11 protein-coding genes and 1 pseudogene are annotated in these 15,250 nt (G+C 46.5%); 4 read left to right on the forward strand and 8 right to left on the reverse strand.

Features of this window, described 5'->3' with window-relative positions; all coding sequences use genetic code 11:
• The first annotated feature begins 593 nt into the window (after positions 1-593).
• Complete coding sequence (locus ACQ4M5_RS39260) at positions 594-968, forward strand: hypothetical protein (protein ID WP_430681225.1); 375 nt, start codon at positions 594-596, stop codon at positions 966-968.
• A gap of 159 nt (positions 969-1,127) precedes the next feature.
• Here ACQ4M5_RS39260 and istB read toward each other — a convergent pair whose 3' ends face one another.
• Together istB and istA are read right to left on the reverse strand one after the other, a co-directional pair.
• Complete coding sequence (gene istB / locus ACQ4M5_RS39265; protein WP_430681226.1) at positions 1,128-1,829, reverse strand: IS21-like element helper ATPase IstB; 702 nt, start codon at positions 1,827-1,829, stop codon at positions 1,128-1,130.
• A pseudogene (gene istA, locus ACQ4M5_RS39270) lies at positions 1,711-3,442 on the reverse strand (IS21 family transposase); the annotation flags it as partial. The pseudogene istA and the gene istB, both read right to left, overlap by 119 nt.
• A gap of 203 nt (positions 3,443-3,645) precedes the next feature.
• On the opposite strand from istA, the gene ACQ4M5_RS39275 reads away from it, so the two are divergent.
• Positions 3,646-4,452 carry a Fic family protein gene (locus ACQ4M5_RS39275; protein WP_430681244.1) on the forward strand — a complete coding sequence of 269 codons (807 nt, stop codon included), beginning with the start codon at positions 3,646-3,648 and terminating at the stop codon, positions 4,450-4,452.
• Positions 4,453-4,481: 29 nt separating this feature from the next.
• Here ACQ4M5_RS39275 and ACQ4M5_RS39280 read toward each other — a convergent pair whose 3' ends face one another.
• The 6 genes from ACQ4M5_RS39280 to ACQ4M5_RS39305 form a co-directional block, all read right to left on the reverse strand.
• Positions 4,482-5,180, reverse strand: a complete 699-nt coding sequence (locus ACQ4M5_RS39280; RefSeq protein WP_430681227.1) for a hypothetical protein — start codon at positions 5,178-5,180, stop codon at positions 4,482-4,484.
• An 18-nt stretch (positions 5,181-5,198) separates the two neighbouring features.
• Positions 5,199-5,621: an HNH endonuclease gene (locus ACQ4M5_RS39285; protein ID WP_430681228.1), complete on the reverse strand. Its 423-nt coding sequence runs from the start codon at positions 5,619-5,621 to the stop codon at positions 5,199-5,201.
• A complete protein-coding gene (locus ACQ4M5_RS39290) occupies positions 5,618-6,043 on the reverse strand; it encodes a hypothetical protein (protein WP_430681229.1) in 426 nt (141 codons plus the stop codon). The genes ACQ4M5_RS39285 and ACQ4M5_RS39290 overlap by 4 nt, the downstream gene beginning before the upstream one ends.
• 123 nt (positions 6,044-6,166) lie before the next feature.
• On the reverse strand, positions 6,167-8,815 hold the full coding sequence (locus ACQ4M5_RS39295; RefSeq protein ID WP_430681230.1) for a pPIWI_RE module domain-containing protein: 2,649 nt from the start codon (positions 8,813-8,815) through the stop codon (positions 6,167-6,169).
• The gene (locus tag ACQ4M5_RS39300) at positions 8,805-11,984 is read right to left on the reverse strand and encodes a hypothetical protein (RefSeq protein ID WP_430681231.1); all 3,180 of its coding nucleotides are present in this window, start codon (positions 11,982-11,984) and stop codon (positions 8,805-8,807) included. The genes ACQ4M5_RS39295 and ACQ4M5_RS39300 overlap by 11 nt, the downstream gene beginning before the upstream one ends.
• Positions 11,981-13,081: a hypothetical protein gene (locus tag ACQ4M5_RS39305; RefSeq protein WP_430681232.1), complete on the reverse strand. Its 1,101-nt coding sequence runs from the start codon at positions 13,079-13,081 to the stop codon at positions 11,981-11,983. Before ACQ4M5_RS39305 ends, ACQ4M5_RS39300 begins: the two co-directional genes overlap by 4 nt.
• 242 nt (positions 13,082-13,323) lie before the next feature.
• Here ACQ4M5_RS39305 and ACQ4M5_RS39310 point away from each other — a divergent pair, with 242 nt between their 5' ends.
• On the forward strand, positions 13,324-13,860 hold the full coding sequence (locus ACQ4M5_RS39310) for a hypothetical protein (protein WP_430681233.1): 537 nt from the start codon (positions 13,324-13,326) through the stop codon (positions 13,858-13,860).
• 53 nt (positions 13,861-13,913) lie between these two features.
• On the forward strand, positions 13,914-15,233 hold the full coding sequence (locus tag ACQ4M5_RS39315) for an ATP-dependent DNA helicase (RefSeq protein WP_430681234.1): 1,320 nt from the start codon (positions 13,914-13,916) through the stop codon (positions 15,231-15,233).
• The last annotated feature ends 17 nt before the right edge of the window (positions 15,234-15,250 follow it).

Here is a 15,250-nt window from a genome sequence, read left to right on the forward strand (position 1 = left end):
ATAACCACGGCGATCGCTCACTTGAACTGACCCCGCTTTTGCCTTTCGTCGAGAATTTTTGGCGTACATGAACGACCTCCGAATTGCTGAAGTGCGTTGACGTTCAGAATCATAGGGGGCAGTTAAGGCGCTAGTACTGAATTTTTATGACTTTTCTGATCTCAACCCGGATCACAATCTGGATCACAATCCGCGTCACAATCTCACCGAAACTCACCCAAAAATAACCGTCGTGTTTTTTAGGGGTTTCCAAAAAGCTGCTCCCGGCAAGGGCTAGAAGGCTTACCGGGAGCGTGAAATGCTTGATTTTCTTGAAAGCTGGTGACAAGACTCGAACTTGCGACCGGCTGATTACAAATCGGTAGTAGAGTTTGTTGAAATGAGTGACTAGCAAGCGTTGCTGAGCGGTGAGAAAGTGACTTCATTAAATCTGCATTAGTTGAACCGAATAATGATGAGCAATTGTCTTCTGCCACCGTAGAGACAAACAAAGAACAAAAATTACAAGCGGCAAAAAGATCGGCAAAAACTGCTCTATGAAAGCTCATAAGCTATAATTTACATCTATTTTGGAGATATTTATAATCGGCAATATGTCTAAGTCAGCGATTCCCTATCGGCAGTATGACCCAAGCCTTCTCGAACCTGTGTATCCTCAACGCACGCGAAACTTGGAAGACTTAGCGATCGCACTTGCCACAAAATCAGGTCAACTAACTCAGGGATTGCATCCGATTGTGCTGCGATCGCTCGGTGAATTAGTGCGATCGATGAACTGCTATTACAGCAATCTGATCGAAGGACATCGCACCCGTCCAATCGACATCGAACGCGCATTAGCACAGGACTTTTCCAGCGATTTAGAACAGCGTAACTTACAACTCGAAGCCAAAGCGCATATTGAAGTTCAAACCCGTATTAGATGTCAAGCACAAAGTCGAGTCGCGACAGTGAAAAAGACAAGTTAGTAAAAATAAGAAACAGCATTGCGGGATGATTCCAACAATGAATCGGGCACACCAAAAATTGACACACAAAAGTCGTGCAGAATGCAGGAAGCAATCGCACGACAGTTAAGATCGCGACGACAATTAAGATCGAAACGACAGTTAAGATCGTGACGACAATTAAGATCGCTTAGACTGAACCGCTTGTTTCTCGGCACTCGAAGCACTAGAGCGAGACACTGCCGATTGTTTGCGATAACTCTCGGTCTGAATCTCAACAATCAAAGCATGATGCACGAGACGGTCCACGGCTGCGACGGTCATCATCGAATCGGTAAAGATCGCATCCCACTGACTGAACGGCTGGTTTGCCGTAATCAGCAGGCTGCGGCGTTCGTACCGATGAGCAATCAATTCAAACAAAACCGAGGTTTCAGCCTCGGTCTTTTTGACATAGCCTAAGTCATCGAGAACGAGCAAATCAAAGCGGTCAAGTTTCTTCAGCATCGATTGCAGTTGCAGTTGCAGTTTCGCTTGCTGTAACTGTTGGACTAATGCCAAAGCCGAAAAGAATTTGACCCGCTTGCCAAACTCGACCATGCGGCGTGAAACGGCGGCTGCCAAATGCGACTTGCCGACCCCACTTGCCCCGAACATCAACAGATTCTCGGCACGAACGAGCCAACCAGGATCATCAGCAAGCTGCATCAGGGGAGCAGGGTTGAAGTTCGGGCAATGGGAAAAATCAAAGTTGGAAACCGTTTTTCCGACGGGCAGTTGAGCTTCTGTGAGAGCGCGTTGAATCCGAACGCTCCACCGTCGCTGTGCCTCCAACTCGCACAGAGCCAGCAAAAACTGAGCGTAAGACCACCCCTCTTGCATTGCTTGCTGTTCGAGCGTTTCCCAGTGGTTCAGCATATGTGACAGATGCAGGCGTTTGAGGTGCAGACTCAGGCTCTGGTACGGTGTGATTGGCGCTTCGACTTCTGAGGAGTTGGTCATAATTTGTCAGGTCTTGTTGCGGAACAGTGAGGCTCGGTAAATTGGGATCACTCAATAACTGAAACTGCTGACGTAATCCCACGAGCGTCAAACTTGCGGTTTCAAGCTGAGTTTGGAGATAAGTCGCGACCGCCGCTTCTTTGTCTTGCATCGCAGCAATGTACAAGGCTTCGACGATTAACATCGCTGCACTATCGAGGTCGAATTGAGTCTTCAATTGAGACCACAACTCTCGTCAGGTGTCATTCGGCAGGAGTTCCTGTTGCCAGGTGCAGTACAAGAAGGCTCTCGGCTTGCGGCGCAGTCCTTCTGCGACATGACGATAGTTAATACTTCGAGCGCGGCGTTTGGCTTTGTCAGTCACGCGAAGGCGTGGGAGTTCGACCACCGGATGGCGATTGAGATAGCCCACAATGCGGTCATGATAGAGATGCAGTTCGAGTTGTCGTCCGACGAGACGCGCGGGAACCGTGTACAACACGCAGCGCACATCAATCGTGCTGCGGCAACTCACCGTTGCGGTCAGCACTTCGTAATCTGGAACTCGATATTTTGGTAATGGTTGAAGGAACTGTTTTTCTTCTTCAATTTTTGCGGTGTGTAACTCGTTTAACTTAGCAATCGCTCGATTGATTAGGGCTTGATACTCAGCGATGCTGTCAAAGTCACAACTGCCGCGTAACAATAAGGCTTGCTTGATCCGATTCTTCAGGTGTCCGTGTGGAGATTCGATTGCCCCATTTTCATGAGCAATTCCGGTATTGTTGCGGGTCGGCTGCATCCGGTAATGATGGCACAAGTCATCGTACAATCGGGTTAGTGGCTTGTTTCTGACTCCGCCCATATTGCGATATGCCGCACTCAAGCTGTCAGTGCGATGTTGTTTCGGCACTCCACCACAAGCAAACAGCGCGTTTTGCAATCCTTCCGACAAGGCAATGAAGCTCTCACCGCCCTGGATGATTTGAGCATACTGCCACCCACTGTAAGCCAGCCGATAATGATAAATCAAATGCTCGAACGGCTGACCTGCAATGGTGATCTCAATCCCTTTGAGTTCGGTGAAGTCGGACAATCCCATTATCCCTGGTTCATGTCGTAGCTCAAACATCACCGTTTTGGCTTCGCCGTGTAGCGATGCCCCACGCTCGCACTCGTCGTTGCAGGGTGCGAAGCACTTTGGCGTACTTGTCGCCCGGATAGCGCTCTAACAATTCCTCAAACAAGGTCTTCGGCTGTAGTTGAGGAGCCGCTTTCAGCATCGGTTCGAGTTCGGTCTCCCAAACGTCCGCTAACGGGTCTTCGGTGCTGCGCCAGTCGCGTACTCGTCCGCGATTCGGTTGATGTACGCCTGCATCAATCCGCTGCCCAGTGCGGGCGGAAAATCCAGCCAGACTTGCGGCTTCTGGTTGGGTGAAGCCTTTTTCTCGTGCTGTCATATACACTTGTACTTGATATGTTTTTACTTTTCCAGACACTCTTCGAGTCTCCATGTACCGATGGGACTCTCTCAGAGTGTCTTTTTCTTGTTCGGCACTTGACTCGATGAGTCAAGCAAATTTTTTGCGATCGTCCGGAGGGGGAGATCAACTCGCCAATACCCTGACGCTCACTCGCCAGTTGTATTGTCACCTAACAAACCCGTCTCGATCTCAATCCGACGTGGCAAACAATAGATGTCGTTAGCCCAGAATTTATCCAACGATTGCATCACGAGTTTTATCAACGGTTGCCTGAAGCCTTCTGGCAGCTTGGCGAAGTCTCTGTTCAACCTGGAGCATGGCGCTCGGTGAATGTTCAAATTGGTCGCCACGTTCCGCCACCACCAGAAACTTTGACTCGATTTCTCGATCGCTTTGCCCAAGTCTACCAACCAGAGCGGCTCTCGAAGGTTGATCAAATTCTGGCTGCTGCTGCTGCTCATCATCGATTTGCCTGGATTCACCCGTTTCTAGACGGCAATGGACGTGTCGTGAGGCTCTTTTCCCATGCTTATTTTCAGCGCATTGGCATTGGCAGTAGCTTGTGGTCGGTTTCCCGTGGATTAGCGTGGCAAATGCAGGAGTATCGGTCGCGCCTAGCCCAAGCTGACCAGCAACGACGAAATGATTATGACGGGCGAGGTAATCTCAGCATGGTGGGATTAGTTAGGTTTTGTGAGTTTTTTCTGGAAACTTGCATTGACCAGATTGACTTCATGACAAAGATCTTAGAGCCGACTCAGTTGCTCAATCGGATTGAAGCTTATGTTGCGATCGCAGTCCAACAAAAATCATTATTACCTGGAAGCTACCCATTACTGAAGGCAGCTTTCTTGGAAGGAGAAGTCGCACGGGGGCAAGCATCAGCGGTTACGGGATATCAGGAACGGCAAGCGAGATCGGTGTTGAAACGCTTACTTGAGCAAGGGTTACTGGTCGCAGATTCTCCGAAAGGAGCCGTTCGGTTGGGATTTCCGACACTTGCAGCAGAGCAATGGTTGCCCCGCTTATGGGCGGATTAAGCCTATGCGACGGAAATGTATAAGCCGTTTTACCCTTCCAACTTCCAATTCTTGATTGCTGCGATCGCTTGCTTCACCTGCTTTGAAGTCACCTTGGGCAGTCGGTTTGTCACATATTCTTCCGTCAGTCCTGTCATCTCACTGAATGACTGGTCGATGCCGTCTAGTAATTCGGGCGCGAATGAGCTAACCATCCAGTCCCGATCCCAAAAGATTCGATTTGCCATTTGATCGATAATCGATTTCCAGAGTCTCGAATTGGTGGAATGCTGATGGAACGCATTTTCCTCCTCGTCTTCGCCAAATTCTTCGATTGCAGACTGCCAGCACGGGTAGCCGAATTCATCAAACACTTGCCACACAATGTTGCGGTAGTAGTATTTGAATTCCTCATTATCAAAAATCCCGTCCTCCTCTGACTCAAGTTCCATCTTCAATTCAAGCTTGAGAAAAGCGAAAGGAAAATATGCGGCAGCTTCTAGAACGCTGGTCAACTCTGGAGGATCAATTCTTGAGTCCAGCAAAGCCTGAAGACAAGTGTGCAGTAAGACGACCTTCTGATTGAGGCTGGCATAGTCGAAGATGCGATCGCCTGTCACCACGTCTGTCTCCTCGTCGATGTCTTGCAACTCTTGGAGATGCTCGATCGCGTGCTGCACCGCGCTGAGATAAAACGCTGCTTCAGTGCCTTCGAGAACTCGATCTCCTAGTGAAGTGTGCCAAGACATGACCGTAATCTCAAATCGTTACTCAGAAGTTGGAGGATGCCAACCGAACTCAATCCAAATTGATCGAGCTTCAACTACATTTTCGTTGTTGAGCCGTAATGCAACGACCGTTGCTCTACCGATCAAGGTAATTCCCATAATATGAGTTCCGCCATTGCCCCAAACAAATTCCTCGCTCCAATTTTGGGTTCGAGGGTTGAAGAGTGGGACAAGCTGCCGGGTTTCAGGATCGATTGCCTCGGTTCTGGCTCCTTTAAATTCGTTACATCGGTAACATGAGGCTGCCAGATTCTCACGATTGTCCTGACCTCCCAAGGCTTTTGGTAGGATATGCTCAATGACAAGAGGCATCCCAACCACCCGCGAAGGTGTTTTGCAATACTCACATCGGTGATTCGATTCCTGAATCACCTGTCGTCGCAGCGCGTCAGAAATCGTCATTGCGGTAAGGGGAGTTCTTCCAGAGATGGGATGCGTTGACCTCGCCAGCGCAATAGTGACCAAGCGTAAGCTTTACGGAGCATTAGATAATCAGTAGCTTGTCTCAGTCCAGATAATTCTTGGCGTTCCTCAGAAGTCAGCGATCGCGCCTCATTTTTTGCCAGAAGTTCCCGATGTCGTTTCACTTGGGCAGAGTCAATTTGAGACTGAGCGATCGTCACAATTTCTTCGTTGCTCAAAGTCTGCATTCTCAGCAATTCTGGCTGTAATTCTGGCACAGCGTTATCGATACTCGGAGGAAGATTGCTCATCACACTCTGAGCGACGAGCAGTTCTACAGGCTGATCCGTCGCCTCAGCCATGCGGACTAAGGCTCGAAATACCGATTCAGGGAGATCGATCGTGATTCGCTGTGTCGTCATGCGTGTCACATTACTCTTAGATACCCATCATTTTAAAGGCTTGCAGCCAATCACGCTGCGATCACTTGATTGAAAAATGAAAACGGCTGCACTTAGAAATAGTAGAATTCCCATTTCGAGACCTTATGGCTGTCGAATCGCGTGTATTGGTCGATATGCGTCCAAGTGAGAAGCAAGGTGGAGTGGACCCGGTAGATTGGTTGCTCCCAAATAATGAATAATTCCATAAAGCCGTTGACACTGCACAAAACTTGCCCAATCGCTAAAGCAATCTCCTTCTTGAAGACTCAAGCTCAAAAGAACTCCTCGCGGGTTGTAGCCTTGAGATTGGGGTTTAGGTTTCTTCGCCTTCGTTTCGCCTTCGCTCGTAGTTTTCAAGATTGATACCAGCTTACTTTCTTGCAAAATTCCACCGCTCCGACTATCAGGTTTCTGATTACTTAAATAGTAATAGCCACTTTCTGAATCTTGGGTGGAGGGATAAAATACACCTTCAGTATGTCCTTTCAAGGCTCCTGCTTCATCACAAGCTCGATAAACTGATACTTCTGATGTCTTGGGAGTAACAACGCAAGCGACGCGGATATTGGAGTACTTCGAGATTGGGACATAATCTACGCCTTGCTCAGTCGCAAAAGCAAGTGCGTATTTTTGCCAGTGCTTCTTCTGAAGGAATAACAAACGCTGTCTCAGATTTTGTGCATCGAAACAGTAGAGGGTTGGTTCCTTCGTTTCTTTAAACAGGTTATTGAAGACCCAATCTTGAATCTCGCGACTGTCGTGTTTGATAGCAGTAGGCTGAAAGGCATTGCCTGATGCCATTTTTACTTGAAAATCATAGAAATCAATCCAATCTGGAGATCCGAAAGCTCTAGCTTTTATCCCTGCTTTATCGATACGTACTGCGACAGCCAATTCCTTAACCTGACTGCCTGTGTAGAAAGGAATGGTGTATACACCAACACAAGCAACATTTGATGGAAATCCTTCTGCTGTAAAATCTTGGTATGTGTATGCACCAGCCATTGTCAATGCACTCAGCAGAGATGCTTCGACACGCCGAGCAAAGTTACTCAGTAAATTAGTTTTGTCTCGTTTACCTGCATCTGTTGAGGCTTCTCGTTCTGACTCAATTCGCTCCAGTTCGGTATTTAGGGCTTCTTCAGTTAGAAAATCTTCTTTGTCCTCTTCACCTTTGGGTTCAAAGTGATCGGTCACATAGCCTAATGCAGCTAGGGCTGGGCGAAAACACAGTTTAGGATCTTTTGTTGCATCCTGCCAGAATTGCTCTTTAGGCAAGATCTCAATTAACGCGATCGTCTTCACGCCGGGTGGTGAAGCTGGCAGTTGAGCTTGAAAATCTTGAATTCTCTGCTTACATTCAGATTGCCACTGTTGTCCTGGTAGTTCTGCCCCCAGTGCCCCTAAGCTTTTAACAGTAACATTCGTTATTCCGTACTTTTTCGCAAGTAAATAAATCAACTTCTCAGTAGCAGTGTCTTGAGCTAGAAGTAACAGTTGAAGATCGGAGGGAGCATTGAAGGGCAAAGGCTGAGGTGGGGCTGCAAAATGTGTTTTGAGGAAGGTTGCGATTTTTTTATACCCAGCCCCTACTTTAGTCAATGCTTTTGTGTTACTGCATCGAGTATAGGGTTCAATTGGAGCGAATCCATCTCCGAATACTTCCTGTATTCGAGTTAAACAAGCGTTATGAAAAATCTCAATATCTGATGGATAGAATCCAGCGCCTGCATTATGGGTTTTCGACATTTGAGTGCTATACCTTGCTGCCCAGGCAAGATCACCATTTCTGTATGGAGATTGTTTGACAGCTGGAGCAGTAATGTCGTCTTTGAATGTATTTAACTCCTTCAGTAGACGAGCCAGATTTCCTTCAAATGTTACCTCTTTCTCCTTACCAAGATACTTCAACTTGCAGGAGGCAAAGCGATTTGTACCTGTGGGGCTGATATCAACGGTCACACTAGATCCGAGATATCCTAGTTCCCAACTGACCCAGCGTCGAACACCATACTCACAGTTCAAATAAGGGGTTCCATTTGGATGATAGTGCAGAATAAATTTTGCTTGGTAAGAGTAGTAGTGAGTTGATTTCTCCGTTTGCCTGCTCCCTTTCTTCTTTATTTCCTTCACCTCGATTTCAGGCAGCCAACTAATGACTTCTTTTGCACTAGTATCTGAAACACTCTCTCGAAAATTGACATGGCGAACGACCTGACCTGTGCGGGGATCGATTAATTCTAGAGGAGCAGATGCGATCGCAGCAGAAAAAAGATAGGGAATGAGATCGTAGTAGAGTGGCTCCATCACGAGCTTTCCATTTTCAATTTTCCAAACCTGATCGGGTAGCAAAACTTTCTCAAACTTCAAATCAGAACTGGATAGCGCATTAATCTGCTCAATGTCTTGATCAGTTAAACATGGAGCATCTTCAAATGAGACGCGCAGCCACGTTTTGACGATCGTGACAATATCTTCTGTAGAAATCTTCTCGTTCTTTGAATACAGCCACTTTACTTTCTTTCTAAACGCATTTTTTGATGGAAATAGGATGTCTTCAATGAGAAGCTGAAGTGCTTGATTAAGACACTCGACAGGAGGCAAAACTTCTTTTTTCTTGAGCTTGTGCTGCTGTAATCGAGTAAATAGCTCCTTCCATTGCTGCGGAACTTCCACAGCGTATAGATCAAAGGGAATAACTAACCGAGTTGGAACATTAAGAGCAAACAATTGAATCAAATTATATGCCATCGATCTTCTCCAAAGAACGGTAGAAAGGTTCATACAGCGCCCGAACTAGGGCAATCTCGCGTGCGTCAAATGCTGTTTTGGTCTTAGCAAAATACGGACGCAAAACATACTCAAATCCTTTTAGAAGGGATGCTTGTTCGGTTTCAGGGCGGTTCTCAGCCAGATTTGGTGCCCAGGCTGCATCAATAAAGCGAATGAGCGTAGGCTGGTTCCCTCGAATGGTTCGTGCGATCGCTTGCCACGTCAGCACCATCTGAGTCCAGATCAACCCTTCGCGCACATCTCCAGGGAGAGCTTTATTGGAATACTGCAAAGTGGTGTCCAGGCTCTTGAGAAAAATTCGGTAACCATCAGTTCGCCAGGACTCGCAAGTTTCCCAAAGCTTACCTGATCGCTCTTCTAAAAGAGCTTGGCGCTCTTTCCACAATGCCAATCGAAACTTATAGTCCAAGTCGTCTGGAGAAGGATGAGGACGCACCAAGAAATAAGCGCCTCCGAAAGCACTTAAGCCCTCTTCATTCAAGATATTCTTACCTCGTCCGATCGCTGAAATTGGAGCAATCAGAATTGAGCGATTCGTTTTAGCAAAGTTTTCGACATTGCCACGAGCAATCAAGGATTCGTCAACTTCTTCTAATGGAGAACGAGCAGTCAAAGCTGCGATGCGATGGCTCCATTCCTTGCCTGTATCTAAACTCAAAATCGCGCTATGAACGAAATCTACTTGCTCATAGCTATTGACATACCAGATTAAACGGTTACGGTTTGCTGGTAGCGAGTCGAAATCGCGCTGAAGCAGATCTGTTTGTCGTAGGAGCGATCGCACAATCTGCAAGAGTGAATCTTCTTTCAGCGAGACTCCAGAAACTCGGACTGGTTTGCCATCTGCCCAATAACAAGGTGAAAACTCAAATTTACTCTGAGCGATCACCTCTACCGCACTTTGCTCCTTGGGACGCAGTAAATAACTAACAGGTAGATTAACGTGATAGATAGGGCTTTTGCCAGCACAGCTTGTTCCACTGAGAAGCAACGCATGAGCGCCCTGATCTCCTTCATCTGCAAAAACATGAGAGAAGTTCTCTAAGAGCCATCGTCCTTGTCCAAGCGCCTGGAAATACCAAAGTGTCAATTGATTATCTCGATGTTCTAGCTTAAATCCGCAAACTAACCCCGATGCTAATCCAGGAATAAGACCATAAAAATCGCGTGGAATACGGTTGAAGAAAGTAACTTCACTGGCTCCCTCTGTTTGTTCATTCAGACCATAGGCAATCTTGGTTGCCTGCTGAAAGAAAGAGACAAATAAAACTAGCTTGAGAAATAGAGCAAATCGGCAACTAAACTCATGACGATCTCGAATCGATTTAATCCAGCCTCGTTTCAATAATTCATCTTCTAGCTTAGCGATCGTCAGTTGCTGTTCTTGATAGTTTTCATTAGCCAGACGCATTGCGTATTCAGCTAACCAAGAACTTTTCCAATCTCCTAACAGGAACTCTGAAATTTCTAAATAAATCGGATTCTTATCAAGAATAAAGGTATTCGCTTCAATATCAATTCCCTCTGCTTTAGCAATATCTAATATAAAGTTTCGAGCCAAAGAAGAGCAGGTAAAGAATTGCTCTGACAACCATTCACTTTCGCTTGGTGAGATTTGTAATTGAGTACAGATGTTATCAACAAGAGCATCTGCATTCTGTAGGGCATGATTGAACTGACCAAATGAAACTTGTCTCAGATCAGCCCTGGAATTCCGAAGTTTTTGCGATCGCGTCCAGTTAACCACCTGATCTAAAAATCCATTGCTTCCTCGCTCAATCAGCTTGATCGCAGGTAGAAATGTCGAATCTAAATTAGCTTGTACCTTGTCGCATTCATCGAAAAAGACAACGCCACAGGTACGATACATCAATTCATAGTAGGTAATCGATTGAGGACTCACATGAGGAGCGGGGCGAGTGAAAATTGCAGCAGCGACTGTAGTTAGAATGACATCTGCATGAGCTAGATTATTTGCATCTCGATGTCTAGGGCATTGACCAATCAGCGGACACATCCTTACACCACCAATCTCTTTGGTATTTCCTGCCTCGTCCTCTTTTCGCTCACGTAAATCAAAGCAAGGTGGTGTCGATGGCATCGAGGGTTGAATGTAGGGACTCAATGGACAAGCGGTTGATAAGTGGCGAAATCCCTCTAAATCTCCAGCAACACTATGCCAAGTCTCAAGATGGAGGTTTCGATTACGCTGACCGATTACAACAGAAACTCTGAGTCCCACTCTTTGAAGAATTTCTGCCATGCGGATACAGGTTACAACCTCGTTGAAAACAACCCCTGTTCGATGTCCTTTTTGAGCCAGTGCAACGGTCAGAATATCAATGAGCGTAGATTTTCCTGCGTTGAGCAATCCCACCATATGCTTAACACCATCGAACACGATCGCATCAGCAGAACTAAATCCCATCTCCTGAAACTGTTCTAGAATGATGTTTTCAAGACGTTGAACATAGTTTCCTTTACAGCGATCGTCTAATAATTTTGCAGCCGCCTGCATTTCTACTCGCGTAATCGTGATGGGCTTTGTATTCTCACGATGTAGGGAAACTACTTTGCCTGGATACATCGGAAACTTTTCTGGCAGTTTGACGCTGTAAGTTGTTTCCTCTGACTTAAAGCAATACTCTTTCCCCAGGCTTGCTATTTTGATTTCACGACTTCGATACTTAAGTTTGTTACTCAGTAAGTCCTCAAAGCATTCAAACCGATTGCCCCAGATCGCAGGCATCAGTTTTCGCGAGAAGCGATACGCATCATCAATCTCATAAGCCCGATATTTAGAAGGAATTTGACGATAGATTTTCACCCACTGTTCTGCAATTTCTTGATTCGTCAAATAATGCAGCAGTTGTCGCAAATTGAACAAAGCGCGTTTAGCCTCTACAGTTTCCACAACTGCTCTAAGCTCAGGAAATAGGTAGAAACGGTTGGAAATTAGAATCCATAGATTGATCGCTGAATCAAGCTCATCCTGTAGACCGAGCTTTTCAATCGCAAATAAGCAAAGCTCCACATCTAGCAAAGCTTCGATTTGATCTTTTGGTAAATCAGCTTGTTTTTCTAGGAATTGCGCGGCGGTATATCGCCACGATCGAGTATCCTTCACGTCTTCCTCCTGTCTGAATCAGACTGTGACTCAAATTTCTTCTTCGCTAAGGCGAACACTGCATCATCGAAGATGGGACGAACTGCTTGCCAACGCCAGCGAGACTTTAGTTCTTTCAAATAAGCTGGGCGGTCTTTCTTACGCTCTGATGGAACTACAATGTATCCAATGTGCCACGGCGGATCAGCAGGAATGGGTTCATCTCCCAACTGCTTTGCTAAGAAGTAAGGATTGGAGTAGTCTTTCAAATCCAACGCCCAAATCTCACCGTCGGGAAAATGAACTCGCAAGTCATAGCGATCGCACTCAGGATATAACTCAACCTGTAGCCCTAGCTCTGTTAGCCTTTCATAGAGCCGAATCTCTGCTCGTCCTGGATAGAACCAAAAGCGCTCAATTCCACGTCGGAGCTTTAGACAATTCTCCGGTAGCTTCATTTTTCGCTTCAATCGCCGTCCCGATGGACAACGATTGCAACTGGGATTCGCGATCACTTCCTGATTGGCAACTCCAGCTAAAGCTCGGCAATAGGGGCAAGCATAGAAACTGCTCTGAAACTGATAGCAAATCGGTGCAGGTTCATAACACTCCTCTAACAAATCTGCTAAACCCACTCCCAAACCAAACCAGCCTTTAGCTTCAACTAACTCCTGATTCGACAGCACCGGATGTTCGACGATAAACCGCCGGAACTTTGTATAAAACTCTGCGCCTCTTAAATTTCCCTGGCAGCGTTGCAATAAAGCATGGGCAATTTTAGACTGCTCTTGCGAGAAGACGCTTCCGCCAAAAGACTCTGCTAGCTCCAGAGTAATTTCTGTAGGTTGCCCCAAGAATAGCAGCGTCTCGTCGCCTTCTAATTCATCTGCCAAATCTAAGCCCCACTCTCCTAGAGGCTGTTCGCACCAATTTTTATAAAATTCTGGCACACTGACAGGTGCCTGCTCTGGTTTTCCTCCCTGCATAAAAGCTAAGACCACTTTGTCAAACCCCTGCTGCAAATCATGTGGGTAGGGATATAGTGCGCCCTGCCGTTGCGATGCTTTAATCAATCCCGCAGAAATCTGCTCTAGTGTGAGAGTATTGAGCTTTTGCACATTTACTACCTCAATTTTTGAGATTTTTAATATAGTAACTTCAATTCAAGAAAAAAGCTCTGAAAATTTTGGAGTTTTAATATTTGTTTAGTGAAAAAAATTGCACAGACAGAAGTAAAACCTCTTGGCTCAGACATCCAGCCATTCTGAAAGGCTTCTTTAGATGATTAAGAATAGTACAAATAGTCTTATTAGAATGTAGGCGACTCTTATGATCGAATCTCAATACACGAGACACCTTTATGTCTAAAATCTCGACTCGCGTTGGTTGGCTTGTACCTGGTCAGACAATTCTGGTGAATGGTCAGATATTGCCAATCCAAGACTGTCAGGTTGTTTTAACTCGTCAAAAGACTTCACCTGGGCAAACTAAAATAACCAATGAAGACCAGGTTGCTGCTGTGGAATTTTGGTTTAACCGTCCCATTCAAGGTGCGACAGCCTATATACCGATCGTCAGAGATAGCAGAGTTGTTTTGACTCAAGTCACTCAATTGGATCAGGTTCAGAACTGGAAGGATGTGCAATGGCTAGTGATTGTGAGCGGAGATGCCGCGATCGCAGTCCGCCACCTCATCCTCCAACTCGCCAAACAGAACACGCCCAATCCACCTGTCCCCAAACAAACGAAAACTGCGCCACCTGTCCCCAAATCGATTCCAACGCCTGATGCTCGCAAGTACCAAATCATTGTCAAAAATCAACCCAAACCGCATAAAGTCGATTTGAACGTGTTGGACTTTATCGATTCAGACCCGCTGGATTTAGACGACGAATAGCCTAAGCAAAAATCGCTACCACCTCATCGGGTTGGATGAGTTGAGGCAAGGTTTTGGCTATCGATTCTTCTCCAACAGCGCTCACCCTAACCGAGCAGCAACAGCAAGCTGTTCAAGCCATTCAAGCATTTTTAGCAAACCCTGATCAAAAACTGTTTCTCCTCGCAGGCTATCCAGGAACCGGAAAAAGTACCACGATCGTTCAAATCATCCAGGATCTGATTGTTAATCATCAGCAAAAGGTGGTTCTGACTGCACCTACCAACAAAGCGACGAGCGTTCTCAAGCGGATGGCAGCCGAACAAGCCTTGCGAGTCGAGTGCATGACCATTCATCAACTCTTGGGACTGAGTGTAGTCAATCGGGGCGGCAAACAGCTAGAGCGTACTAGTGCTTCTCATCTTGAACGCTTTGATCTAGCCGTGATTGATGAATGCTCGATGATCAATCAAGCCCTGTGGCGTTGGATTGGGCAATCGATCGAGCAGACGTGGACACAAACAAAAATAATTCTAATGGGCGACCCAGCTCAGTTAAATCCGGTTAATGAAGGACGATCGCCCAGTTTCAGCATTTCTAACCGTGTGACTTTGACTCAAGTTGTTCGCCAAGGTGCAGATAATCCGTTGCTTACGGTTCTCAAGCAGTGCCGTTCTGCCATTCAGCAACAAATACCCTTTCAACCTGTACAGCGGACAACTGAGAAGCACGAAAGCGGAATGCTGCTGGTTCGTCCGATGACTCTGCTGAAATATGCCTGTCAGCGATCGACGAATTTCGAGTCCAATCCCAATCGATTCCGAATCTTGTGCTGGACCAACAAGCGTGTCGATTATTACAACGCCGTGATCCGTGAACACTTGTATGGTAACGATGCGCCTCGATTCGTTCCGAACGAGCGAATGATTACCTTGGCAAGCGCGATCGCACCTGACGGAAAGACGATCGCGCTGCCGACCTCGATCGAATTCACGGTTGCTAACGTTGAGGAGCGATCGCATGAGGGATATCGTGCTTGGTGTTTGACGGTACTACCTGAAGGATATGACAGCCAACGCCAAATTCATGTCCTACACGAGGATGAGCAAGCTCGATTTGAGCATGAGGTAGAACGATCGCTCCAGAACGCCAAGCGCAATCCATATCTATGGCGCAAATACTATCGTCATCTCGAAATTTTTGCTCAGATTCGTCCTTGCTTCGCGCTCACCGTTCACAATGCCCAAGGTAGCACCTTTGAGGAAGTGGGACTCGACGGAGCCGATTTGCGAAAGCGATTAGATGGCACCAAGGCTGGCATTCGGGAATTCAATCGACTGTTTTATGTGGGAGCAAGTCGCGCCAAACGACGAGTCTTGGTCACAAAGTCGTGAGGCTACCGCCGCAAATT

Origin of the sequence: Leptolyngbya sp. AN10, from assembly GCF_050565645.1 — a bacterium.
Taxonomy (GTDB): Bacteria; Cyanobacteriota; Cyanobacteriia; order Leptolyngbyales; family Leptolyngbyaceae; genus Leptolyngbya.